The organism is Polaromonas sp. (assembly GCF_013817205.1).
Taxonomy (GTDB): domain Bacteria; phylum Pseudomonadota; class Gammaproteobacteria; order Burkholderiales; family Burkholderiaceae_C; genus Polaromonas.
The window spans coordinates 1-21,408 of record NZ_JACDDD010000046.1 but is presented as its reverse complement, the minus strand read 5'-3'; the positions used below and the strand labels follow the sequence as shown (position 1 = coordinate 21,408).

At 61.6% G+C, this 21,408-nt stretch carries 22 protein-coding genes and 1 tRNA gene; 15 read left to right on the top strand and 8 right to left on the bottom strand.

Going from position 1 to position 21,408, the window contains the following annotated elements:
* Nucleotides 1-51 precede the first annotated feature (51 nt).
* From H0W47_RS11715 to H0W47_RS11700, 4 genes are all read left to right on the top strand, one after another.
* Complete coding sequence (locus H0W47_RS11715; RefSeq protein WP_296924501.1) at nucleotides 52-480, top strand: NfeD family protein; 429 nt, start codon at nucleotides 52-54, stop codon at nucleotides 478-480.
* A gap of 68 nt (nucleotides 481-548) precedes the next feature.
* Nucleotides 549-1,466, top strand: coding sequence for an SPFH domain-containing protein (locus tag H0W47_RS11710; protein ID WP_296924515.1), 918 nt, complete (start codon nucleotides 549-551; stop codon nucleotides 1,464-1,466).
* Nucleotides 1,467-1,484: 18 nt separating this feature from the next.
* On the top strand, nucleotides 1,485-1,859 hold the full coding sequence (locus tag H0W47_RS11705) for a DUF2237 domain-containing protein (RefSeq protein ID WP_296924499.1): 375 nt from the start codon (nucleotides 1,485-1,487) through the stop codon (nucleotides 1,857-1,859).
* A gap of 36 nt (nucleotides 1,860-1,895) precedes the next feature.
* Nucleotides 1,896-1,985: transfer RNA gene (locus H0W47_RS11700), tRNA-Ser, on the top strand.
* A gap of 180 nt (nucleotides 1,986-2,165) precedes the next feature.
* Here the strand turns inward: H0W47_RS11700 and H0W47_RS11695 are convergent.
* The 4 genes from H0W47_RS11695 to H0W47_RS11680 all read right to left on the bottom strand — a co-directional run bounded on the left by H0W47_RS11695 (nucleotide 2,166) and on the right by H0W47_RS11680 (nucleotide 5,834).
* Nucleotides 2,166-3,371 carry a branched-chain amino acid ABC transporter substrate-binding protein gene (locus H0W47_RS11695; RefSeq protein WP_296924497.1) on the bottom strand — a complete coding sequence of 402 codons (1,206 nt, stop codon included), beginning with the start codon at nucleotides 3,369-3,371 and terminating at the stop codon, nucleotides 2,166-2,168.
* A gap of 221 nt (nucleotides 3,372-3,592) precedes the next feature.
* Complete coding sequence (locus H0W47_RS11690) at nucleotides 3,593-3,919, bottom strand: hypothetical protein (RefSeq protein ID WP_296924494.1); 327 nt, start codon at nucleotides 3,917-3,919, stop codon at nucleotides 3,593-3,595.
* On the bottom strand, nucleotides 3,916-4,350 hold the full coding sequence (locus H0W47_RS11685) for a DNA polymerase III subunit chi (protein WP_296924492.1): 435 nt from the start codon (nucleotides 4,348-4,350) through the stop codon (nucleotides 3,916-3,918). Before H0W47_RS11685 ends, H0W47_RS11690 begins: the two co-directional genes overlap by 4 nt.
* A complete protein-coding gene (locus H0W47_RS11680) occupies nucleotides 4,347-5,834 on the bottom strand; it encodes a leucyl aminopeptidase (protein WP_296924490.1) in 1,488 nt (495 codons plus the stop codon). The genes H0W47_RS11685 and H0W47_RS11680 overlap by 4 nt, the downstream gene beginning before the upstream one ends.
* A 72-nt stretch (nucleotides 5,835-5,906) precedes the next feature.
* Between H0W47_RS11680 and lptF the strand changes: the two genes are divergently transcribed.
* The 6 genes from lptF (at nucleotide 5,907) to H0W47_RS11650 (ending at nucleotide 11,150) form a co-directional block, all read left to right on the top strand.
* Complete coding sequence (gene lptF / locus H0W47_RS11675) at nucleotides 5,907-7,031, top strand: LPS export ABC transporter permease LptF (RefSeq protein WP_296924488.1); 1,125 nt, start codon at nucleotides 5,907-5,909, stop codon at nucleotides 7,029-7,031.
* The gene (lptG, locus tag H0W47_RS11670; protein WP_296924486.1) at nucleotides 7,028-8,182 is read left to right on the top strand and encodes an LPS export ABC transporter permease LptG; all 1,155 of its coding nucleotides are present in this window, start codon (nucleotides 7,028-7,030) and stop codon (nucleotides 8,180-8,182) included. Before lptF ends, lptG begins: the two co-directional genes overlap by 4 nt.
* A complete protein-coding gene (locus H0W47_RS11665) occupies nucleotides 8,182-8,544 on the top strand; it encodes a CbiX/SirB N-terminal domain-containing protein (protein WP_296924484.1) in 363 nt (120 codons plus the stop codon). Before lptG ends, H0W47_RS11665 begins: the two co-directional genes overlap by 1 nt.
* A 72-nt stretch (nucleotides 8,545-8,616) precedes the next feature.
* Entirely contained in the window at nucleotides 8,617-9,561 is a 945-nt protein-coding gene (locus tag H0W47_RS11660) for a CysB family HTH-type transcriptional regulator (RefSeq protein WP_296924482.1), read from the top strand.
* Nucleotides 9,562-9,583: 22 nt separating this feature from the next.
* Nucleotides 9,584-10,759 carry a pyridoxal phosphate-dependent aminotransferase gene (locus tag H0W47_RS11655; protein WP_296924480.1) on the top strand — a complete coding sequence of 392 codons (1,176 nt, stop codon included), beginning with the start codon at nucleotides 9,584-9,586 and terminating at the stop codon, nucleotides 10,757-10,759.
* Nucleotides 10,760-10,991: 232 nt separating this feature from the next.
* The gene (locus H0W47_RS11650; protein WP_296924478.1) at nucleotides 10,992-11,150 is read left to right on the top strand and encodes a DUF3309 family protein; all 159 of its coding nucleotides are present in this window, start codon (nucleotides 10,992-10,994) and stop codon (nucleotides 11,148-11,150) included.
* A gap of 79 nt (nucleotides 11,151-11,229) precedes the next feature.
* Here the strand turns inward: H0W47_RS11650 and hrpA are convergent, their stop codons facing one another.
* On the bottom strand, nucleotides 11,230-15,222 hold the full coding sequence (hrpA, locus tag H0W47_RS11645; RefSeq protein WP_296924513.1) for an ATP-dependent RNA helicase HrpA: 3,993 nt from the start codon (nucleotides 15,220-15,222) through the stop codon (nucleotides 11,230-11,232).
* A gap of 75 nt (nucleotides 15,223-15,297) precedes the next feature.
* A complete protein-coding gene (locus H0W47_RS11640; RefSeq protein ID WP_296924476.1) occupies nucleotides 15,298-16,521 on the bottom strand; it encodes a GGDEF domain-containing protein in 1,224 nt (407 codons plus the stop codon).
* 121 nt (nucleotides 16,522-16,642) lie between these two features.
* Here H0W47_RS11640 and argA point away from each other — a divergent pair, with 121 nt between their 5' ends.
* The 3 genes from argA to H0W47_RS11625 all read left to right on the top strand — a co-directional run bounded on the left by argA (nucleotide 16,643) and on the right by H0W47_RS11625 (nucleotide 19,008).
* A complete protein-coding gene (gene argA / locus H0W47_RS11635; RefSeq protein ID WP_296924474.1) occupies nucleotides 16,643-17,989 on the top strand; it encodes an amino-acid N-acetyltransferase in 1,347 nt (448 codons plus the stop codon).
* Nucleotides 17,990-18,037: 48 nt separating this feature from the next.
* Complete coding sequence (locus H0W47_RS11630; protein ID WP_296924472.1) at nucleotides 18,038-18,358, top strand: hypothetical protein; 321 nt, start codon at nucleotides 18,038-18,040, stop codon at nucleotides 18,356-18,358.
* A 212-nt stretch (nucleotides 18,359-18,570) separates the two neighbouring features.
* Complete coding sequence (locus tag H0W47_RS11625; protein ID WP_296924470.1) at nucleotides 18,571-19,008, top strand: OsmC family protein; 438 nt, start codon at nucleotides 18,571-18,573, stop codon at nucleotides 19,006-19,008.
* An 80-nt stretch (nucleotides 19,009-19,088) separates the two neighbouring features.
* On the opposite strand, the gene H0W47_RS11620 is transcribed toward H0W47_RS11625, so the two are convergent.
* Both H0W47_RS11620 and H0W47_RS11615 read right to left on the bottom strand, forming a co-directional pair.
* Complete coding sequence (locus H0W47_RS11620; RefSeq protein WP_296924467.1) at nucleotides 19,089-19,559, bottom strand: group II truncated hemoglobin; 471 nt, start codon at nucleotides 19,557-19,559, stop codon at nucleotides 19,089-19,091.
* A 63-nt stretch (nucleotides 19,560-19,622) separates the two neighbouring features.
* On the bottom strand, nucleotides 19,623-20,288 hold the full coding sequence (locus H0W47_RS11615; protein WP_296924465.1) for a DsbA family oxidoreductase: 666 nt from the start codon (nucleotides 20,286-20,288) through the stop codon (nucleotides 19,623-19,625).
* A 120-nt stretch (nucleotides 20,289-20,408) separates the two neighbouring features.
* Between H0W47_RS11615 and H0W47_RS11610 the strand changes: the two genes are divergently transcribed.
* Together H0W47_RS11610 and H0W47_RS11605 are read left to right on the top strand one after the other, a co-directional pair.
* Nucleotides 20,409-20,657 carry a DUF1272 domain-containing protein gene (locus tag H0W47_RS11610; RefSeq protein ID WP_296924463.1) on the top strand — a complete coding sequence of 83 codons (249 nt, stop codon included), beginning with the start codon at nucleotides 20,409-20,411 and terminating at the stop codon, nucleotides 20,655-20,657.
* Nucleotides 20,654-21,286 carry a LysE family translocator gene (locus tag H0W47_RS11605; protein ID WP_296924460.1) on the top strand — a complete coding sequence of 211 codons (633 nt, stop codon included), beginning with the start codon at nucleotides 20,654-20,656 and terminating at the stop codon, nucleotides 21,284-21,286. The genes H0W47_RS11610 and H0W47_RS11605 overlap by 4 nt, the downstream gene beginning before the upstream one ends.
* The last annotated feature ends 122 nt before the right edge of the window (nucleotides 21,287-21,408 follow it).

Sequence of the window (21,408 nt, the reverse complement as noted above, 5' to 3'; positions counted from 1 at the left end):
GGGCATTTGTGCCCCAGAATGTGGCTTTTACGAAACGGGAGGAAGCAGAACATGGCTGAATCAACAATCTGGTGGTTGCTGGCAGGAGGCGCCGTGGCGCTGGAACTGGCAACAGGAACGTTTTACCTGCTGATGCTGGCGGTCGGCTTGGTTGCCGCTGCCATCGCAGCGCATCTGGGCCTGGACCTCACTGGTCAAATGCTGGTGGCGGCTGTGGTTGGCGGCGGTGCCGTGGTGCTGTGGCACTGGAAGCGCAGCAAGGAACCAAAGCCGGTGCACGCGCAGGCCAACACAGATGTGCAAATGGACATCGGTGAAACCGTACATGTGGCGCAGTGGAATGCCGACGCCACGGCCAACGTCAAATACCGTGGTTCCCAGTGGTCCGTGGTGCTTGCCGACAATGACGGGACGCCCGAGCCGGGTCTCTTCAAGGTCAGGGAGCTCCACGGCAATCGACTGGTCGTCGCCAAACTGTGAGACAGTCTGCGGTGTCCTGCCACAGAGCAGGCTGCCTGTTTATTTGATTACCGGAGAACAAAATGAAAATGGAAATCGCACTCGTCATTCTCGTGGTTGCAGTGATTTTTATCATCCGCAGCATGAAGGTGGTTCCGCAGCAAAACGCTTGGGTTGTGGAGCGCCTGGGCAAGTACCATGGCAGCCTGACACCAGGACTGAACTTTCTCATCCCCTTCATTGACCGGGTTGCCTACAAGCATTCGCTCAAGGAAATCCCGCTGGACGTCCCCAGCCAAGTCTGTATCACCCGCGACAACACCCAGCTTCAGGTGGACGGCATTTTGTATTTCCAGGTGACTGACCCGATGCGTGCCAGCTACGGCTCCTCCAACTACATCGTCGCCGTGACGCAACTGGCGCAGACCTCACTGCGCAGCGTGATCGGCAAACTCGAGCTCGACAAGACCTTTGAAGAACGCGACATCATCAATGCCCAGGTCGTCGCCGCTATTGACGAAGCAGCTTTGAACTGGGGCGTGAAGGTGCTGCGTTACGAAATCAAGGACTTGACTCCTCCCAAGGAGATCCTGCACGCCATGCAGTCGCAGATCACCGCCGAGCGCGAAAAGCGCGCCTTGATCGCCGCGTCTGAAGGCCGCCGTCAGGAGCAGATCAACATCGCCACGGGTGAGCGCGAGGCTTTTATTGCCCGCTCCGAAGGTGAAAAGCTCGCGGCCATCAACAACGCCCAAGGTGAAGCCTCTGCCATCACGGCTGTGGCGGAGGCCAATGCGCGCGCCATTGAAGTGGTTGCCGCAGCCATTCGCCAGCCCGGCGGAGAGATGGCCGTACAACTCAAGGTAGCGGAGAAAGCCGTGGAAGCCTATTCACGCGTCGCCGCGGATGCTACAACGACGCTGATCGTCCCCAGCAACATGACAGAGGTCTCGGCACTCGTCGCCTCTGCCATGAAAATGGTTCAGTCCACTTCAAAATCTACCTGACCTCCAACTCAAGCGCAAATGACCGCCAAAAACGTACTGGGTACAGAACTCGTTCCCTGCTCCTACGATCCGCTGACGGGTTACTTCCGGGATGGTTGCTGCAACACCGACGAATCTGATTTGGGATCGCACCTCATTTGCGTTCGGGTGACAGCCGAGTTTTTGGTGTTTTCAACGGGGCGCGGCAATGACCTGTCCACGCCACGGCCAGAGCACCGTTTTGCGGGCCTCAAGCCTGGCGACCGCTGGTGCCTATGTGCCAACCGGTGGCGCGAGGCGCTCGAAGCCGGCGCCGCGCCGCCTGCGGTGCTGGAGTCAACTCACATCCTTGCGCTCGAATTTGTCACGCGGGCGCAGTTGGAAAAACACCGGTTCCACAACGTTGCCCATTAAGCGGGCTGCGAGGGCTGCTACAATCGATGGCTTAGCGGAAGGGTGGATGAGCGGTTTAAGTCACACGCCTGGAAAGCGTGCGTAGGGTTAAACCTACCGCGGGTTCGAATCCCGCCTCTTCCGCCATAGTTATCAAAACATGCGGGGTTCCAGCCTCCATGAATGTACCCACAAACAGGCCCGTCAGCACGCAAGTGCTGACGGGCTTTTTGTTGGCGGCGACGGTTTCCTCGCATTCGCGCGACTGGCGCGGAAGGCCAAAAAAAAGCCACCTTGCGGTGGCTTTTTTATGCGCTGACCGGAAGCTTATTCCAGAGGCGTCTTCTTGCCGTCCTTGTAGTTGTACAAGGTGATTGCAGGGTTCTTCAGCTCGCCGTTAGGCAAGAACTCGATCGTGGTGGTCACACCCTTGAAGCTGGTTTTGAGCAGCTCCGGAGTGTAGACAGCCGGGTCGATGGAGTTGGCGCGTTTCATTGCGTCCACCAGAACAAAGGTCGCGTCATAGGTGTATGGGCTGTAGACCTGGAACTGGTTCGGGTACTTCTCGTCGTAACGCTTCTTCCACTCGGTGCCGCCAGGCATTTTGCCCAGCGATGCGCCACCTTCGGCACAGATCACGTTGTCAAGGGTCTTGGCGCCGGCGGCGAGCTTGGCGATCTCGGAGGTGCAGATGCCGTCACCGCCAAAGTACTTGACCTTGCTCATTCCGAGCTGCTCCATCTGGCGCAGCATTGGGCCGGCTTGTGGGTCCATGCCGCCGTAGAACACGGCATCTGGGCCCTTGGCTTTGATGGCGGTCAGAATCGCCATGAAGTCGGTGGCCTTGTCTGTGGTGAACTGCTCGTCAACCACGGTCATGCCCTTTTCCTTGGCAGTCTTCTTAAAGATGTCAGCAACACCCTGGCCGTAAGCGGAACGGTCGTCGATGATCGCGACTTTTTTCAGCTTCAGGTTGTCGGCGGCGTAAAAGGCCAGGCCAGCGCCCAATGCCAGGTCGTTGGCAATGATGCGGTAGGTGGTTTTGTAGCCGGGCTTGGTCAGGTCGGGGTTGGTCGCGGCGCCAGTGACATGGGGAATACCGCAATCGTTGTAGACCTTGGAAGCAGGAATGGTGGTGCCGGAGTTGAGGTGCCCGACCACGCCGGCAACCTTGGAGTCACACAGTTTCTGTGCGGCGGCGGTGCCCTGTTTTGGATCAGCAGCGTCGTCCTCGGCGACGATTTGGAAAGTGGCTTTCTTGCCACCGATCATCACGCCCTGCTTGTTCAGGTCTTCAATGGCCATGCGCACGCCATTTTCATTGTCCTTTCCATAGTGGGCCTGAGCGCCTGAAACGGGAGCAACGTGACCGATCTTGACAACGAGCGTATCACCGGCAGGGGCAGGGGCGGGAGCCGCAGCGACCGGGGCAGCAGGTGCAGGTGCAGTGGCGGCTGGCTTGGCTTCTTCTTTTTTGCCGCAGGCAACAACCAACATGGCGGCCAAAGCGACCGCAGTCCATTTCATTTGCATAAATACACTCCAATTAGGAAATTATCGTTAATGGTTGAGAACTGTTTTTTTACTCAACAGCAGCGAACATAACGCAATTTTTGCGCCCGCACCATAGCGAGCTGCCCTAGTGTTGCGCGGGAGAATCGGAGAAAGAAATGAAAATGATAGATCATTAGTACTTCTTATGTATCAACATCTGGATACAGGGGTCGCTCCAAATGCGGGCCGTAGAAGCTGCGTCAGGGCTTGTCCGTGAGATAGCTTCCCAGTTCCTGCTCAAACGCCCGGTTGACCGACTGGCGTACGACAATTTCGATTTCATCCCGGAGACTGGGCGCTAGGGCCTGGGTGTGCTCCAGGACCAGCCGCCCGACGGTTTCACGCAGCAACCTGTCCAGCGTCAGGTCAACGCGCTGCATTACACGATGAATCATCTGCTCCTGCAGATGGGGAGGATCTACGGCTGCAACTGCCGGTTGGTCTGCGGTGCCGGTCTCCTTGACAGGCGGCTGGACCACTTCTGTCAGCGTGGGCACAAAACGCGGGGGTGGGCTGGATCGGTTCATGGCCTCGATTCCTGGGCAAGATCGTGCCGCTTCATGGCGTAGCCACGGTCGGCGTAGTGCTTCCATCGGCCGCGTGCGGCTGCCCGGTCGTCGTCAGCGCGTGTGACCAGTTCGATAAAACGCTCAAAGCGCTCGAACCCGGCCGGCACCTGCTGGCCGAGGTTCACCAGTACCTCGTGGTGCGGACAGGCGCCAAGGTCCCCTGCCAACAGCACGGGGGTGGCGGCCACAGTCGCGGCCGGCGCGTCCAGCTTGCAATGCGGCACAAATTCAAGCGGGGAAAAGGTCCAGAGCAGCTGGTCCAGCCGGCGCAGCGTCTCGGCTTCGCCGGTCACCACCACCCGCGCGCCACTGCCCCAAGCCTTTCGCAGCAGCCGGCAACCATATTCGAGCTTGTCCGGCACGTTGAAGTGAAAGGCAACCTCGGTCATGCGCGGGAACCACTCCGCTTTCTTGCGGCCGGCCTGGCCGGCTGAACCTGCCCCATCAGGAAGTCCACCAGCAATGGAACCGGCCGGCCCGTGGAGCCCTTGGCGGTCCCGCTTTTCCAGGCCGTACCGGCAATGTCCAGGTGCGCCCAGGGAAACTTGCCGGCAAAACGCTGGAGGAACTTGGCCGCCGTGATGGCTCCGCCAGCGCGGCCCGCCACGTTGGCGACGTCTGCAAAATGCGTTTTCAGGCCCTCGGCATACTCGTCGTCCAGCGGCATGCGCCAGCACAGGTCCAGTGAGCTGTCCCCGGCGGCGGCCAGGGATTGGGCCAGCGCCTCATCGCTGGAGAACAGGCCGCTGCGCACCCCGCCAAGCGCAATCACGCAGGCGCCGGTCAGCGTGGCGATGTCCACCACCGCGCGCGGCTTGAAGCGCTCTGCATAGGTCAGGGCGTCACACAGCACCAGCCGGCCCTCGGCGTCGGTGTTGAGGATCTCGATGGTCTGCCCGCTCATGCTGGTGACGACATCGCCGGGTTTGACGGCGCGGCCGTCCGGCATGTTTTCGCAGGCGGGGATCAGCCCGACCACATTGAGAGCCGGCTGCAGCTCGGCCAGCGCCCGGAAGGTGCCGAGCACACTGGCGGCCCCACCCATGTCGTACTTCATTTCGTCCATCTCGGCAGCCGGCTTGATGGAAATGCCGCCAGTGTCAAAAGTGATGCCCTTGCCGATCAGCACTACCGGCGCCTCGGTTCTGGTGCCGCCGTCGTAACGCAGAACGATGAAGCGCAGCGGCTCCTCCGAACCCTGGGCGACCGCCATGAAGGAGCCCATTCCAAGCTTGGCAACTTCCTTCGGGCCCAGCACCTCAACCCGCATGCCCGGCAGCTTGCCAAGCTCCTTGGCGGCCTGCGCCAGCAAGGTCGGGGTTGCATGGTTGGCCGGGCGGTTCGCCCACTCGCGCGCGAGCGCCACCCCTTTGGACAAACCTACTCCCTTGTCGAAGCCGGCCCGGCTTGATGCCAGCGAGGACACCGCCACCACCACGCGCTGCAGCTTCTGCACGGCAGGTTTCGATTTGGTGGTGCTGTAAACGTAGGTTGCGTCGGCACAGGCCAGCACAGCCGCACGAACTGATGCGTGATCAGCCGCCGCCATTCCCACCAGGCTGAGCACAACATGCCGGACATTGGTGGTCTTCAGCGCGGCCATGGCTGCATGAACCGCCGAGCGTACGTTTTTCACACTGCCGTCGCCAGCACCGGCCAGCAACACCCGGGTGGCAGCGATGCCCGGGGGGCGGTAGGCATTGAGCAGCTTGCCGGCCTTGTTCTCAAAGTCCTCTGCCTTGATGGCCAGCGCCGCCAACGCCGACACGGCGTCAGCCCCGGTCCATGTTTCCGCTCCGACGAGGACGATGAGCGCATCACATTTTTCGGCGCAAATGCGCGCAGGGGTCAGGGTTTTGAGTTCAAAGTCCATAATTGGGGGTTGGGCGCAGCAAGCGCGCGCATCAGGCGTTGGTGGTCAGACAAAAGGGAGCGGTTTCAGGCAATGTTATTCCAATCTTCGATCCGCAAAGAGTTGGCCCGCAGTTTCGGGGCGACCCTTGTGGTTTTGCTGACCATTGTGATCACCATCATCCTGATCCGTACCCTCGGCCAGGCCTCACGCGGCAGTGTCAATCCGCAGGACGTGATGATGGTCATGGGCTATTCCGCGCTGGGCCGGCTGCCCATCATTCTGACCCTGTCTCTCTTTGTTGCGATGGTAAGCACCCTGTCGCGTATGTATCGCGACAGCGAAATGGTGGTCTGGTTTGTCAGCGGGCGCGGCTTGGGCTTTTTCCTGGTGCCCATGTTCCGTTTTGCCTGGCCGGTGTTGCTGGTCATTACCTTGATGTCGGTCTTTGTCTGGCCCTGGTCCAACCAGCAGGCCCAGGACATGAAAGACCGCTACCAACAGCGCGGCGACCTTGAGCGCGTCTCGCCCGGCCAGTTCCAGGAGTCCTCCAGCGGCAACCGGGTGTTTTTCATTGACCGTGAGACCTCGCAGGGAAAAACCAGCAACAACGTTTTTATTGCCTCCACAGAAAAAGGCAAAAATTCGGTCACCACAGCAAGCTCGGGGCGCATCGCCACTGTCGGCGACTCCCAACTGCTGCTGCTCAACAACGGCCAGCGTCTGGAAAGCGAGATCGGTAAATCGGCGCTGAAAATCACTGAATTCGAGGAATACGGCAGCAAGGCTGGTGACAGTCCGCTGATCAACGGCGCCAATATTCCTGAAAAGTCCAAATCCACGCGAGAACTGATGAAAACGCCCACCCGGGGTAACCAGGGGGAGTTGGCGTGGCGTCTGGGCATGGCACTGGCTGCCATCAACTTTGTCGTGATTGCACTGGCGCTGGCCAGCGTCAACCCGCGCGCCGGACGCAGCGGCAACCTGATCTTCGTGCTGTTCACCTTTGTGGTCTATCACAACCTGCTCAATCTTGGCCAGAGCTGGATCGCGGTGGGCGTCGCCAACTTCGGACCTTTCCTGCTGGCCCTGCATGGCGGCGCCCTGCTGCTCGCGCTGGCGTGGCTGTCCAAACGCCATCTGAACTGGACCTTCATGGGTGCGGTCAGCCGGCAGCGCAAGCGGCAGGCTGACCGTGAAGCAAAGGCGGGCGCATGAAAACCATACGCCGCCTGATTTATGGCGAGACGCTGAGCTCGATTGCCTTTGTCGCCGCCGGTTTCCTCGCGCTGTTTTTCTTTTTCGACCTGGTTGACGAGCTGCAATACCTCGGAAAAAACGCCGCTGGGGTGGTCAGTTCCGATGAAAACGCCTATCAGATCCGGCATGCCCTGCTGTATGTCGCGCTGCTCATCCCCAGCCATCTGTACGAGCTGGTGCCGATTTCGGTGCTGATCGGCACCATCTTCGTGATGGCCAGGCTGGCACAAAGCTCTGAATACACCATCCTGCGCACCAGCGGTCTGGAGCCCTGGCGTGCGCTGCGCTTGCTGCTGGCCTTGGGGGCTTTTTTCACGGTTGTATGTTTTGCCATCGGCGACTACTTGGCTCCCGCCGCTGACCGCAGCGCCCAGCTGCTCAAGGCGCGTTACCAGGGCCGCATCACCATCGGGCAAACCGGCGCGTGGCTCAAGGAAAAGCAACCCTACAACAGCTATGTGGTTAATGTTGGCGCACTGTCATCGAAGAATGAGATGCAGGCTGTGCGCGTGTTCGAGTTCGACAACAAGGGCCTGTTGTCGTCCATCACCCAGTCGCCACTGGCCAAATTTTCGGCCGATGCCTCCTGGCAGCTCGAGAACGTGACGCGAACAGAGTTCGCGGTGAAAGCCGCCCAGGCCACGGCCACCGACGCGGGCCGGGAATCGGCAAAGATCACCGTGAGCAAGATCGAGCACTTCCGCTGGCCGACCGAGATCAGCGCGGAAATGGTTTCTGTCGCCGTGCTCAAGCCCGAGCGCATGAGCACCATTGCCCTGTTCACCTACATCCGCCACTTGAGCGCCAATGGTCAGACCGCCCAGCGTTACGAGATCGAGTTCTGGAAAAAGGTGTTTTATCCACTCAGTTGCCTGGTGATGGTCGTGCTGGCCCTGCCCTTTGCCTACCTGCACTTTCGCAGCGGCGGCATTGCCGGTTACGTCTTCGGCGGTGTGATGATCGGCATCAGCTTCTTCCTCCTCAACAACGTCTTCGGCTACATCGGCAATCTGCAGAGCTGGCAACCGTGGCTGGCAGCAGCGGCCCCGGGCCTGCTGTACATGGCGATTTCACTGGGTGCTTTCGGCTGGCTGGTACTGAGGCGCTGATGGACAGGCGCGGCATCATCTTGTTCGCCCACGGCTCGCGTGACCCGCTGTGGCACCTGCCCATAGAGGCGGTGGCCGCAGCCACCCGTGCCCGCGGTGCCGATGCTTTGGTCGGCTGTGCCTACCTTGAGCTGAGCACCCCAAACCTGGCGCAGTGTGCTACGGATTTGATAGCGGCTGGTGCCCGCCAGTTAAGGGTTTTACCGCTTTTTTTGGGTGTCGGCAAACACGCCAGGGAAGATCTGCCGCAACTGGTCGCGCAATTGCGTGCAGCCCATCCCGGTGTCCCGGTCGAGTTGATGGCGGCGGTGGGGGAAGACCCCCGCCTGACATCGCTCATGGCGGAGATCGCGCTTTCCTGATTTTTCTGTTGCTGAGTCGGCCTTTAGCCACAAACAGGCATAATAAATTCAAATAATTAGCCAAAATAGCATATGAATCTTCACCAATTTCGCTTTGTTCAGGAGGCCGCCCGCCGCAACCTCAACCTCACCGAAACCGCGCGCGTGCTCCACACCTCCCAGCCCGGGGTGTCCAAGGCCATCATCGAGCTGGAAGAAGAGTTGGGCGTCGAGATTTTTGCGCGCCACGGCAAGCGACTCAAACGCGTGACCGAGCCCGGCGAACACGTGCTTAAAAGCATCGAGGTGATCTTGCGTGAGGTCGGCAACCTGCGCCGCATCGGCGAACAGTTTTCGGCGCAGGACAGCGGCACGCTGTCAATCGCCACCACCCACACCCAGGCGCGTTATGTACTGCCGGTGCCGGTGGCGAAGCTGCGCGAAGCCTTTCCGAAGGTCAACGTCAGCCTGCATCAGGGCTCACCCGACCAGGTCGCGCGCATGCTGATCGACGATGTCGCCGAAATCGGCATCGCCACCGAATCGCTGGCCCAGTACGAAGACCTCGTCACCCTGCCCTGCTACGAGTGGCAGCACATGCTCGTGATGCCGCTGGACCACCCGCTGGCCAGGCAGGAACACATCACCCTGGACGACCTGGCCGCGCAGCCGTTGATCACCTACCACCCGTCCTTCACCGGCCGCACCAAGATCGACCAGGCCTTTGCGGCGAAACGGCTGCATCCCCGCATTGCGCTGGAGGCCATCGACTCTGACGTCATCAAGACTTATGTGCGTCTGGGCCTGGGCATAGGCATCGTGGCGGAAATGGCTATCCGGGACGACGGCACCAACAGCGACCTGCTGGCCCGGCCCGCCGGCGAGCTGTTCGGCGTGAACGTAGCTCGTGTGGCCTTCAAGCGCAGCGCCTACCTGCGCAATTTTGTCTACAAGTTCGCCGAGTTGCTCAGCGACAAGCTGGACCGCGCCCAGATCACCCGCGCCATGAGCAGCCGCCATGGCGACTTCGAACTCTGAACCCTCCTGACGTCCGACCACCATGACCACCGTTCAAGAACGCACACCGGCCCTCCAGACCAAACTGCCCGCCGTCGGAACCACCATTTTCACCGTGATGTCCACCCTGGCCGCCGAAAAAGGCGCGGTCAACCTGGGTCAGGGCTTCCCGGATTTTGAATGTGACCCCAAGCTGGTGGGCGCTGTCACCGATGCCATGACACGCGGCCTGAACCAATACCCGCCCATGGCCGGCGTGCCGGTGCTGCGCGAAGCGGTGGCCACCAAGCTGCAGCAACTGCACGGCCGCAGCTACGACGCTGCCAGCGAAATCACCATTACCGCTGGCGCGACCCAGGCCATCATCACCACGATCCTCGCAGTGGTGCACCCCGGCGACGAAGTCATCGTTCTTGAGCCCTGCTACGACAGTTATGTGCCCAACATCGAGCTGGCCGGGGGCGTCGCGGTGCGTGTGCCTTTGGTGCCCGGCAGTTTCCGGCCTGACTTCGATAAGATTTCCGCCGCGATCAACGGCAAAACCCGCGCCATCATCATCAACTCGCCGCACAACCCCAGTGCCACTGTCTGGACACGCGAGGACATGCTGCGCCTGCAGGAAATCCTGGCGCCTACAGACGTGCTGCTGATCAGCGATGAGGTGTACGAACACATGGTGTTCGACGCCGACATGGGCCGCATGCACGAAAGCGCGGCGCGTTTTCCTGGCCTGGCGGCACGCGCCTTCATCGTCAGCAGTTTCGGCAAAACTTACCACGTGACCGGCTGGAAGGTGGGCTACGTGGCCGCACCCGCGGCATTGACGTCCGAGTTCCGCAAGGTGCACCAGTTCAACGTCTTCACCGTCAATACGCCGGTGCAGCACGGACTGGCCGCCTACATGCTTGATGCCCGCCCCTACCTGGAACTGCCGGCGTTTTACCAGCGCAAGCGGGACCTGTTTCGCGCCGGTCTGGCCAACACCCGCTTCAAGCTGCTGCCCAGCGAAGGCAGCTACTTTCAGTGTGTGGACATTTCCGAGGTGAGCAAACTCAGCGAGACCGACTTCTGCAAATGGCTGACCGCCGAGATCGGCGTTGCCGCGATTCCGTTGTCAGCGTTTTACGGCGACGGCTTGGACCAGCGGGTGGTGCGCTTTTGTTTTGCGAAGAAGGATGAGACTTTGAATCTGGCGCTGGAGCGGTTGGCGAAGTTGTAGTTTGCTATTGAATTGATAGCTGCTTACTCAAGAGGGACAAGGGCTACAGGTAGATTTGATCATGATTTTGAATCTCGGCAGTAAGGCGCCGCCACAAACTTCACGCTGCTTTTCGCAAGCCGCTTTCCTTCGTCAACTGTAGGAACTCCCTGACGGTGCAGCAGCGCACCTTCCTGCTGTGCGCAAGCAGACTCGGGTGAACAATCACTACACACATAACAAGGAGTTTCACATGTCAATTTCCCTCATCCTGCTCATCGTCCTTATCCTGATCCTGGTGGGCGCACTGCCCACCTGGGGCCACAGCAAGAGCTGGGGTTACGGTCCCAGCGGCGGTCTGGGCCTGATTGTGATCATCCTCATCGTGCTGCTGCTGATGGGCAAGCTTTAACCCATCCCCGCACCAGTCAAAAGAAACCCGGTCGTTACAGACCGGGTTTTTTTACGCCCCGTGCCCGCCGGCTGACAGCTCAGTGACCCAGCTGCAACCAGGTCTTTTCCAGCCGATTGATGCTCACCGGCTGTGGAGTGCGCAGCTCCTGCGCAAAAAAACTGACGCGCAACTCTTCGATGAGCCAGCGCAGCTCCTGCAGCCGCGCATCGGTCGCGCCCTTGCGCTCAGCCACCAGGCGCCAGTAACGCTGCTCCTGCGGGCGCAGCTCGGCCAGGCGGGCTGCGTCGCGGGCCGGGTCGGCGCGCCACTTCTCCAGCCGCAGGGTGATGGCCTTGAGGTAACGCGGGAAGTGCTGCAACTGCGCCCAGGGCGTGACCGTCAGAAAGCGTTTGGGCACTAGGCGCTGCAATTGCTGGGCCGAATCTGCGGCGGCCTCGGCGGCGTTTTTGGTGTCCTTGATTTTGCGCTGGGCTGCGGCAAATTCTGTCAGGATGGTCGCCGCCAGTCGGGCCACCTCGCTGGCGATCAGGGTCAGGCGCCCGCGTCCGTCGTCGATACGCTTCTTGAAATCGGCCTCATGGGTCGGCAGCGGCTCCTGCAGAAACGCACGGTCCAGCGCCACCTCGATGATCTGCTCACGGAGCTCTTCCAGCGTGCCTCCGCCCGAGTTGTCGGCGGCGCGCCCGACCAGCATGTAGGCCGTGGCCATCTTCTGCAGGTCCGGCAGGTTTTTCTCGAGGTACTTCAGCGCGTCTTTTATCTGCAGCGAGAACAGCCGGCGCAAACCGGCGCGGTGTTTGCCTGCGGCGACATCGGGCTCATCGAAAACCTCGATGGTGACGGCATCACCGAGGTCGATCAGCGCCGGAAAACCGATCAACGTCTGCTTGCCTTTGCTGATTTCCATCAATTCAGGCAACTCGCCAAAGCTCCAGCCGGTGTAACGCTCGGGTGTGCGGGCTGGTTGCGGCTTCTGGCTTGCTATTGTTTCAGGAGCTGCTTGCGCCCGTCCGACGGGGGCTGAAGGCCGATTTGACTGCGAATCCTGGACAGCATCAGGGGCCGGGCGTGTTTTCAGCCCGGCCAGCGCCTGAAAGGCCCCCCGCGCCTGCGAACCGAGTTCCCCTTTGAGCGCGCCCAGGTTGCGGCCCGTGCCGAGCTGACGGCCATGCTCATCGACCACGCGAAAGTTCATGAACAAATGCGGCGGCAGCATCTCCAGCTTCATGTCATTGCGCTTGATGTCCAGCGAGGTCGCGTCGCGAACCAGTTTGAGCACGGCGTCCGTCAACGAGCCGGCGCCAAAATTTTCAGGCAGCAACAGTTCTGCCGCCATGCGTGCCGCGGTCTCCGGCAGCGGCACCAGGCGCGAACGCGGTCGCTGGTGCAGGGTCTTGATCAGCGCCTGGATTTTGTCTTTGAGCATGCCGGGCACCAGCCACTCGCAGCGCTCTTCATTGACCTGGTTCAACGCGAACAGCGGCACATCGACGGTCACACCGTCTTTGGCGTCGCCCGGCTCATGCAGGTAGGTCGCCAGGCAATCGACACCGCCGAGACGCAGGGTTTTGGGGAAGGACTGCGTGGTAATGCCGGCCGCTTCGTGGCGCATCAATTCTTCGCGTGTGAGCAGCAGCAACTGCGGCTGCTTTTTGACCTCGTCCTTGTACCAGTGCTCACAGCCCGCGCCGGTACAGATGTCTGCCGGGAGTTGTTGGTCGTAAAAGGCGTAAATCAGCTCTTCATCAACCAGCACGTCCTGCCGGCGGGCCTTGTGCTCCAGATCCTGCACCTGCTTGATGAGTTTGAGGTTGGCTTGAAGAAACGGCAGCTTGGTGTCCCAGTTGCCGGCGACCAGCGCTTCGCGGATGAAAATCTCGCGTGCCGTCACCGGGTCAACCCGGCCGAAATTGACGCGACGGCCGTTGTAGATCACCAGGCCGTACAAGGTGGCGCGTTCCAGCGCGGTGACTTGCGCGGCCTTTTTCTCCCAATGCGGGTCGAGCAACTGCTTTTTCAGCAAATGACCGGCCACCTGCTCGACCCACTGCGGCTCGATATTGGCGATGCCTCGGCCGAACAGCCGCGTGGTCTCCACCAGCTCGGCCGCCACAATCCAGCGGCCCGGCTTTTTGCTCAGGCGCGCACCGGGGTGGCGGTAAAACTTGATGCCGCGCGCGCCCAGGTACCAGTCCTCTTCTTCGTTCTTGATGCCGATGTTGCCGAGCAGGCCGCACAGCATCGACAAATGCAGCTGCTCGTAGCTCGCAGGTTTCGTGTTCAGAACCCATTTCTGCTCACCGACCACACTGTGCAGCTGGGAGTGAATGTCACGCCACTCGCGCACACGGCGGATGTTGACGTAGTTCTCGCGCAGCAGGTTTTCGTACTGGCGGTTCGACAGCTTGTGGTCGGTGCCGTGGCCGCCGCGCACATCGCCCAGCCACTTCCACAGCTTGAGGTAGCCCGTGAACTCGCTTTTTTCGTCGTCGAACTTGGCGTGTTGCTGGTCGGCCTGCGCCTGCTTGTCCATGGGCCGGTCGCGCACGTCCTGCACGCTGAGCGCACTGGCAATCACCAGCACCTCGTCAAGCGCCTGCCGGTCCCGGGCTTCCAGAATCATGCGGCCCACGCGCGGGTCCAGCGGCAAGCGGGCCAGGTTGCGGCCCACCGCTGTGAGTTCGTTGTCGTCATCCACCGCGCCGAGTTCGGCCAGCAGTTGGTAGCCGTCAGCAATCGCCCTTCCCTGGGGCGGCTCGATAAACGCAAAACTCTCGATGGTGCCCAGGTGCAGCGCTTTCATGCGCAAAATCACCGCCGCCAGCGAGCTGCGCAGAATCTCCGGATCGGTAAAACGCGGCCGGCCTAGAAAATCTGGCTCGTCGTACAGGCGTATGCAGATGCCGTCGGCGACGCGGCCGCAGCGGCCGGCGCGCTGGTTGGCCGCCGCCTGCGACACCGGCTCCACCATCAACTGCTCGACCTTGTTGCGAAAGCTGTACCGCTTGACCCGCGCCGTGCCGGCATCGATCACATACCGGATGCCCGGCACCGTCAGCGAGGTCTCCGCCACATTGGTGGCAAGCACAATGCGTCGGCCGGTGTGGCCGTCGAAGATGCGATCCTGTTCGGCCTGCGACAGGCGCGCAAACAGCGGTAACACCTCGGCGTTGCGAAACAGCGGCTGGTGCGCCAGGTGTTTGCGCAAATGGTCAGTAGCCTCACGGATTTCGCGCTCGCCCGGAAGAAAAATCAGGATGTCTCCGGCGCTGTGTGGGTTGCGCCAGAGTTCGTCCACACCATCGGCAATCGCGTCGTTGAGGTCGTAATCGCGTGATTCTTCGAACGGCCGGTAGCGCTGCTCCACCGGAAACATGCGCCCAGAGACCATGATCACGGGCGCTGGCGTGACAGGCCCCCACGCTCCGCGCTGCGCGTCGTCGCTGCCCCCTGAGGGGGCTGCGCCGGCCTTGGGGCGGCCCGGCGGCGGCGCGCTCGACGCAAAGTAGTCGGCAAAACGCTGCGCATCAATCGTCGCCGAGGTGATCACCACTTTCAGGTCCGGCCGGCGCGGCAGCAACTGGCGCAGGTATCCGAGCAGAAAGTCGATGTTCAGGCTGCGTTCGTGCGCCTCGTCGATGATGATGGTGTCATAGGCTTTCAGCAGTGGATCGGTCTGCGTCTCGGCCAGCAAGATGCCGTCGGTCATCAGCTTGACCGAGGCGTCGCGGCTCAGCCGGTCCTGGAAGCGCACCTTGTAGCCAACCACGTCGCCCAAAGGTGTTTTCAGTTCTTCGGCAATGCGTTTGGCCACGCTGGAGGCAGCGATCCGGCGCGGCTGGGTGTGGCCGATCAGCCTGCCTTGCCCTGCCGGGTAGTTGAGCTTGCCCCGGCCCATGGCCAGCGCAATTTTGGGCAGCTGCGTGGTTTTGCCCGAGCCGGTTTCGCCGCAAACGATGACGACCTGGTGCGCGAGCATGGCGGCGGTGATTTCCTCGCGTTTGCCGGAAACCGGCAGGGACTCTGGAAAATCGATCTTCAGGGGAACAGGCGGGGTCAGTGACAAGATGAGGCTTCTGCAAATTAGCCCCCAATTATCGGTGCTGGCCACCACCCCGGCTGGCGCAGGGGTTCGGGCTGACTGTCAGGCGCTTTCGGGCACCGGCAGCTCGACGGCTTCTCCGCTGCTCTGGTCGTGCCAAGCCACGCGGCTGCTGTAGCTCAGCGCGGTACGCGACATGGCCCGCCCCGTTGCCAGTGTGCTGGCGACGGTGCCCCGCAATCCGGCAATCATCACCACGCCGACACCAATCTCAGCCCGCCAGCGGGTTTGCTCGCTTTCGCGCCTCGTTTCGTCCGGACTGGTGTTGAGCACCACCGATTTACCCAGGCGCGCGGCCACCCGGTGCGCCAGCCTGATCAGCCGACCGCTGTCGCGGCAGTCGCGCATCAGCAGCACAAAACCGTCTTCGCCAAAACGGCCCAGCTCCACATCGCGCGGAACGGCACGCCGCAAGCGGCCGGCACAAACAAACAGCGCATGATTGACAGCTCCCTTGCCATGGAGCTTTTCGAGGGCATACAGGTTTCCTATGCTCGCCACCAGGACGCCCAGCACCGTCGGCTGGTCGTGCTGGCGCTTGAAAACATCGCCCAGCATGTGGCCCGTCTCCGTATGCGTGCGCATGCGTGTCACCGGGTCGTAACTCGGGCCATGCGCCATGATCTGCCTGAGCTCAATAAGGTAGGAATAACGCACCCACAGCGCCGACGCCATCACAACCAGGTATGCCGTGCCCGACAGGGCGCTGACCGCGTGCAACTGCCAGGGCACCTGCCCGCGCGCCAGGGCGATCCAGCCCAGGCCCAGTATCGCCACCAGCATGAAGATCACGCCAAACACTGCACGCCATGCCAGCCGGTCACCGCGCCGGACGCTGCGCAGAGCCACGACCAGCGCTGCAAGACCCATCCATCCGGCGATCCCGACCCCCAAGGCCAACGCCTGCAGCGGCGCCAGCTGCCAACCCAGAATCACGCCCACTGCGCCCAGCAGCGCCAGTGCCAGCTGCGTACCCCGACGCGCCCTGCGCCTGTTGAGCGCACCCACGATGGCAAACAGCAGGTAGGCCATAACACTGGAAACCCCGATGGCCACATGCGCAAGGAAGCGCAGCAGCGTGCCCTCGTCCACAATCGGCAGCCCCCCCAGAAAAGCGACGACAAAAAACGCCGACGCCGACGCAGACAGCGCCGCATTCAGCGATATGCGGTGCAGCGACCGGGTGAACGCGATCCCGGCGCCGGCCAGCATCAACGCCGTCGTACCGAAGTACCATCCCCAGAAGCCGTAGGCCAGTTTGTCCATGGATGGCCCATTATCTGGCGAAGGTGGCGCCGCAGGTGGGCCCCTGCGTCAATGAGAACCCGCGCCTCCCTTACACTCCTGCCATTGCCCCCCGGCCCTCCTGCAACCCGAAAGCGCGCTCATGTCTGCGGTCTTTAATTTCACCTTTGTCCCATGGTTCCGCTCGGTGGCGCCCTATATCCACCTGCACCGCGGCAAAACCTTTGTGGTCGGCATCGCCGGTGAAGCCATTGCCGCAGGCAAGCTGCCGCACCTGGCCCAGGACCTGGCGCTGATCCAGAGCATGGGCGTGAAGATTGTGCTGGTGCATGGCTTCAGGCCACAGGTCAATGAACAACTGGCAGCCAAGGGCCATGAGGCCAAATACTCCCACGGCATGCGCATCACCGACTCGGTCGCGCTGGACTGCGCGCAGGAAGCAGCCGGCCAGCTGCGTTATGAGATTGAGGCCGCCTTCAGCCAGGGCCTGCCTAACACGCCCATGGCCGGTTCTACCGTGCGCGTGATTTCTGGCAATTTCATCACGGCCCGGCCAGTCGGCATCGTGGACGGCGTGGACTTCAAACACTCAGGCATGGTGCGCAAGGTTGATACTGCCGGCATCAAACGCACGCTGGACTTTGGCGCCATGGTGCTGCTGTCGCCTTTCGGCTTTTCACCGACCGGCGAAGCCTTCAACCTGACCATGGAAGAAGTCGCCACCAGCGTGGCCATTGAGCTGCAGGCCGACAAGCTGATCTTCCTGACTGAAATCCCCGGGATACGCACCAGCCCGGACCAGCCCGAGGGTGAGGACAACCCCATAGACACCGAGCTGCCGCTGGCCGCCGCCGAGAAACTGCTGGCGAGCCTACCCAACCCGACCCAGCCGACTGACACCGCGTTTTATCTGCAACACTGCGTCAAGGCCTGCAAGTCCGGCGTGGAGCGCAGCCACATCCTGCCGTTTGTGGTGGACGGCTCACTGCTGCTGGAGATTTATGTGCACGACGGCATAGGCACGATGGTCATCGACGAAAAGCTCGAAAGCCTGCGCGAGGCCACCGCCGACGACGTGGGCGGTATCCTGCAACTGATCGAGCCGTTTGAGAAAGACGGCACCCTGGTCAAGCGCGACCGCACCGAGATCGAACGCGACGCCGACCACTACACCGTGATCGAACACGACGGCGTGATCTTCGGCTGCGCCGCGCTGTACCCCTACCCGGAAGCCAAAACCGCCGAGATGGCGGCGCTGACGGTGTCACCGCACAGCCAGAGCCAAGGCGACGGCGAACGTATCTTGAAGCGCATCGAGCAGCGCGCCCGCGGCATGGGCCTGAAATCCATTTTTGTGCTGACCACGCGCACCATGCACTGGTTCATCAAGCGCGGCTTTGCGCAGGTTGACCCGGAATGGCTGCCCGAAGCGCGCAAGCGCAAGTACAACATCAACCGCAAGAGTCAGGTGCTGGTCAAGAACCTGTAGCCAGGCGCCCTCCGCGTCGTCGGTGATGAGCAGGACCGTCGGAGAACCATGACCGGAATCGGCACCCCGCGAAAGGATGCGGCTCGCGACTACGACCGGTACGCCATGCAGCATGACGGATGTGTGGGTTACTGCACAGACGCATCCGCGCACCGGGTGCCAAATCCGCAGATGCAAGCTCCCGGCAGACCCCCCTTAGTTGCGCTGAAGGCAGAAATTGCTTTGGACTGCCTGAAGCTAACGCCTGAACGCAGGATGGATGAAATTGAGCTTTTGACCGAGCTTGGCAAGAGCGCAATGGATTTACCGGAGTGGGCAAGGCTTGAGGCCAGGCCTTTCAATACGGATGCCAGTTTGCAACTGAAGTGACTTCGCGCAGCGTCGGGACCGTCCAGTCCCGTGCGAAGAATCACTTGCACCCACGTGCAGACGTGGCTACTCAGATACAAGCGTGCGTAGGAAAACGCCAACGCCCGTTGGCGATGATGTCTCACGTCCTGCGCGTCCGTGGCCCAGCAGCGTGAACGGGTGGTCACGTTTGCCGTAACACGCCCTCCATCAAATCATCCAAAGGACACACCATGACCGAAAAATCCGCCAGCGTTCACTGGGAAGGCCAGGGCAAACAAGGCCAGGGCCAGATCAGCACCGAAACCGATGCGCTGAAAGACTACCCCTACGGCTTCGGCAGCCGCTTTGAAGACGACCGCAAAGGCACCAACCCCGAAGAACTGCTGGGCGCCGCGCACGCGGCTTGCTTCACCATGGCGTTTTCTTTTGCCTGCGACAAGGCAGGCTTTGCCACCGAGCAGTTGGACACCACGGCCAAAGTCAGCCTGATTCCTGATGGCGAAGGCTTTCTGATCGACCGGATTGCGCTGACGCTGGACGCGAAGGTTCCAGGCATTGACGCCGGTCAGTTCCAGCAGATTGCCGAAGCGGCCAAACGCGGTTGCCCGCTGTCGAAGGCGCTGGGCAGCGTGGGTTCCATCACGCTGACGGCGACCTTGAAGTCATAGCAGAACCGGCCACACGGCGTCGAGGCTCACAGGCCTGGCGCTGGTGATGCCGGCCCGCAAAGCGCTTGAGGCTGTCGGCATCAGGACTGGTACGGACCCTTGACCTCGCCCCAACCCCACTTGGGCATGGGCGCGTCTTGATCGACCGCGGCACCGGTTTGCGAGTTGATGACTGCCAATCGGGACCCCCATTCAAGATAAGCAACGAGTGCCGAGCGGAACTCCGGGTCGTCAGGCATGTTCATCTGATCCGCCGTATCGAGCAGCAAGGCAACCCATTCGCGCCGCTGCTCCTGGTTGAGGTGCCGGTTCAGGTGCTGCTGAATCATGTGTGGGTGACCGCCGTGAGTGGCCGAGTAGACAGGCGGTCCACCAAGCACTTCCGCCACAAATGCGGCGACGTGCTGAGGATGCTCGCTCCCCATGTGTGCAAACACGGGCGCCAGAACGGCGTTGCGATGGACACGTTCATAAAACCGCACGGTCAGACGGCTAAGGGCCTCGATGCCACCCAACCAGTCGTAAAGCGTCGGGGCAGGTGTGTTCGTCATCGCGGTCCTTGGTGAAATAAGATAAAAAAGGTTTGCCCCTGATGGCCGCAGCAGTACACCGACTCAGCCGGCCGCTGCAATCTGGCGCAAGGCCTGCTCGAAGACCTCGGCCGGTTGGCCGCCGGAAATCAGGTGTTTGTCGTTGATGATGACAGCCGGCACCGCGTGGATGCCCTGCTGCAGGTAAAAATTCTCGCGCTCACGCACGGCGTCGGCGTATTCGTCCGAGGCCAGGATCGCTTTGGCGCGTGCAATGTCCAATCCGACATCGCCGGCCACACGCGCCAGCACCTCGTGTGATCCGGGGCTTTGCCCATCTGTGAAGTAGGCCTTGAACAGCGCCTCTTTAAGCGCCAGTTGTATGCCCTGCCCTTCTTCCCCGGCCCAGTGCAGCAGGCGGTGCGCGTCGAAGGTGTTGTAGATGCGGCTGCGCTTGTCCATGCTGAAGGTAAAGCCCACGTCGGCGCCACGCGCGCGGATCATTTCGCGGTTCTTCTGGGATTGCTCGGGGGTGGAGCCGTATTTCTCGGCCAGGTGTTCACCAATGTCCTGGCCTTCGGGCGCCATCTTCGGGTTGAGCTCGAAGGGCTGGAAATGGAGTTCGGCTTTCACACCGTCGCCGACCCGCCCCAGCGCGTCTTCAAGTGACTTCAGGCCGATGACGCACCAGGGGCAGGACACGTCGGAAACAAAATCGATTTTGAGGGTGGAGGGGGCGGGAGTGGTCATGGCAAGGGCCTTGTGGTGGGTGGGCGAGCCGCCTCGAAAGACAGTCTGGAAACGGTAACATGTGGCGTCAGGCCGCGAAATTCAAGCACTTTCAACCCTACAAACTGCATCGGATTTGCCATGCTCCAACTCCGCCCCAACTGTGAATGTTGCAACCGCGATTTGCCCGCCGACTCGGCGGACGCCCGCATCTGCACCTTTGAATGCACCTTCTGCAGCGACTGCGCCGGCAGCAGGCTGCAGGACATCTGTCCCAACTGCGGAGGCGAGTTGCTGGCGCGGCCGCGCCGTTCCGCTGACAAGCTGGCCAAGTATCCGGCGTCCAGTGAGCGTGTTTTCAAACCGGCCGGTTGTGGAGCCGCAGCGTGACTGCTACCACCCTGCTGCTGTTTGCCGCCGTCGCACTGGCGGTGATTGCCACCCCCGGCCCCACTGTGCTGCTGGCGCTGATCAACGGATCGCGTTACGGGGTGCGCCGCTCGGTGCCCGGCATGCTGGGCGCGGTGGCGTCGGACTTTGTGCTGGTCGGTGCGGTTGCGCTGGGCCTGGGTGCGCTGCTGGCGGCTTCGGAGTTCTGGTTCAGCGTGCTCAAGTGGGTGGGCGCCGCTTACCTGGCCTGGCTGGGTGTGCGCATGTTGCGATCCAAAGGTGGTTTTGAGCTGCCGGCCGGCGAGCTGGAGGCTGAACCGCGCAACGGCCGGGACATCTTCATGAAGTCCTTCCTGGTAGCGGCGACCAACCCCAAGGGTTACCTCTTCTGCTCGGCCCTGCTGCCGCAGTTCATCGACCCCGCCGCCGCGCAAACGCCGCAATACATCATGATCGCGCTGGTGTTCGGCGCGCTGGATTTTGTGGTGATGCTGGCTTATGCGGTGATTGGCGCGCGTGCGCTGCGCCTGCTCAAGGGCAGCGCCACACGCTGGCTGGACAGGCTCTGCGGCGGTGCCCTGCTGGGCCTGGCGGGCTCGCTGGCGGTGTATCGGCGTACACCCGGCTAGCCCGGATATTTCATTAGCAGGAGTCGGCAGCCCCGTGCCGAAGCGCGTTGTCATTGGTGTTCGATGTCAATTGCAACCGGGGACTGCCAATGCCAAAGTGTACGCAAGAACGGATCGATTTT

Bases quoted from the DNA above. Each gene is read 5' to 3' on its own strand.
- H0W47_RS11620 (WP_296924467.1), bottom strand. From the start codon at position 19,559: ATGACGAACACACCTGCCCCGACGCTTTACGACTGGTTGGGTGGCATC.
- lptF (WP_296924488.1), top strand. From the start codon at position 5,907: ATGTTATTCCAATCTTCGATCCGCAAAGAGTTGGCCCGCAGTTTCGGG.
- H0W47_RS11650 (WP_296924478.1), top strand. From the start codon at position 10,992: ATGTCAATTTCCCTCATCCTGCTCATCGTCCTTATCCTGATCCTGGTG.
- H0W47_RS11615 (WP_296924465.1), bottom strand. From the start codon at position 20,288: ATGACCACTCCCGCCCCCTCCACCCTCAAAATCGATTTTGTTTCCGAC.
- H0W47_RS11640 (WP_296924476.1), bottom strand. From the start codon at position 16,521: ATGGACAAACTGGCCTACGGCTTCTGGGGATGGTACTTCGGTACGACG.
- H0W47_RS11660 (WP_296924482.1), top strand. From the start codon at position 8,617: ATGAATCTTCACCAATTTCGCTTTGTTCAGGAGGCCGCCCGCCGCAAC.
- H0W47_RS11610 (WP_296924463.1), top strand. From the start codon at position 20,409: ATGCTCCAACTCCGCCCCAACTGTGAATGTTGCAACCGCGATTTGCCC.
- H0W47_RS11655 (WP_296924480.1), top strand. From the start codon at position 9,584: ATGACCACCGTTCAAGAACGCACACCGGCCCTCCAGACCAAACTGCCC.
- H0W47_RS11680 (WP_296924490.1), bottom strand. From the start codon at position 5,834: ATGGACTTTGAACTCAAAACCCTGACCCCTGCGCGCATTTGCGCCGAA.
- H0W47_RS11625 (WP_296924470.1), top strand. From the start codon at position 18,571: ATGACCGAAAAATCCGCCAGCGTTCACTGGGAAGGCCAGGGCAAACAA.
- H0W47_RS11710 (WP_296924515.1), top strand. From the start codon at position 549: ATGGAAATCGCACTCGTCATTCTCGTGGTTGCAGTGATTTTTATCATC.
- H0W47_RS11695 (WP_296924497.1), bottom strand. From the start codon at position 3,371: ATGCAAATGAAATGGACTGCGGTCGCTTTGGCCGCCATGTTGGTTGTT.
- H0W47_RS11715 (WP_296924501.1), top strand. From the start codon at position 52: ATGGCTGAATCAACAATCTGGTGGTTGCTGGCAGGAGGCGCCGTGGCG.
- lptG (WP_296924486.1), top strand. From the start codon at position 7,028: ATGAAAACCATACGCCGCCTGATTTATGGCGAGACGCTGAGCTCGATT.
- argA (WP_296924474.1), top strand. From the start codon at position 16,643: ATGTCTGCGGTCTTTAATTTCACCTTTGTCCCATGGTTCCGCTCGGTG.
- H0W47_RS11705 (WP_296924499.1), top strand. From the start codon at position 1,485: ATGACCGCCAAAAACGTACTGGGTACAGAACTCGTTCCCTGCTCCTAC.
- H0W47_RS11630 (WP_296924472.1), top strand. From the start codon at position 18,038: ATGACCGGAATCGGCACCCCGCGAAAGGATGCGGCTCGCGACTACGAC.
- H0W47_RS11685 (WP_296924492.1), bottom strand. From the start codon at position 4,350: ATGACCGAGGTTGCCTTTCACTTCAACGTGCCGGACAAGCTCGAATAT.
- H0W47_RS11690 (WP_296924494.1), bottom strand. From the start codon at position 3,919: ATGAACCGATCCAGCCCACCCCCGCGTTTTGTGCCCACGCTGACAGAA.
- H0W47_RS11665 (WP_296924484.1), top strand. From the start codon at position 8,182: ATGGACAGGCGCGGCATCATCTTGTTCGCCCACGGCTCGCGTGACCCG.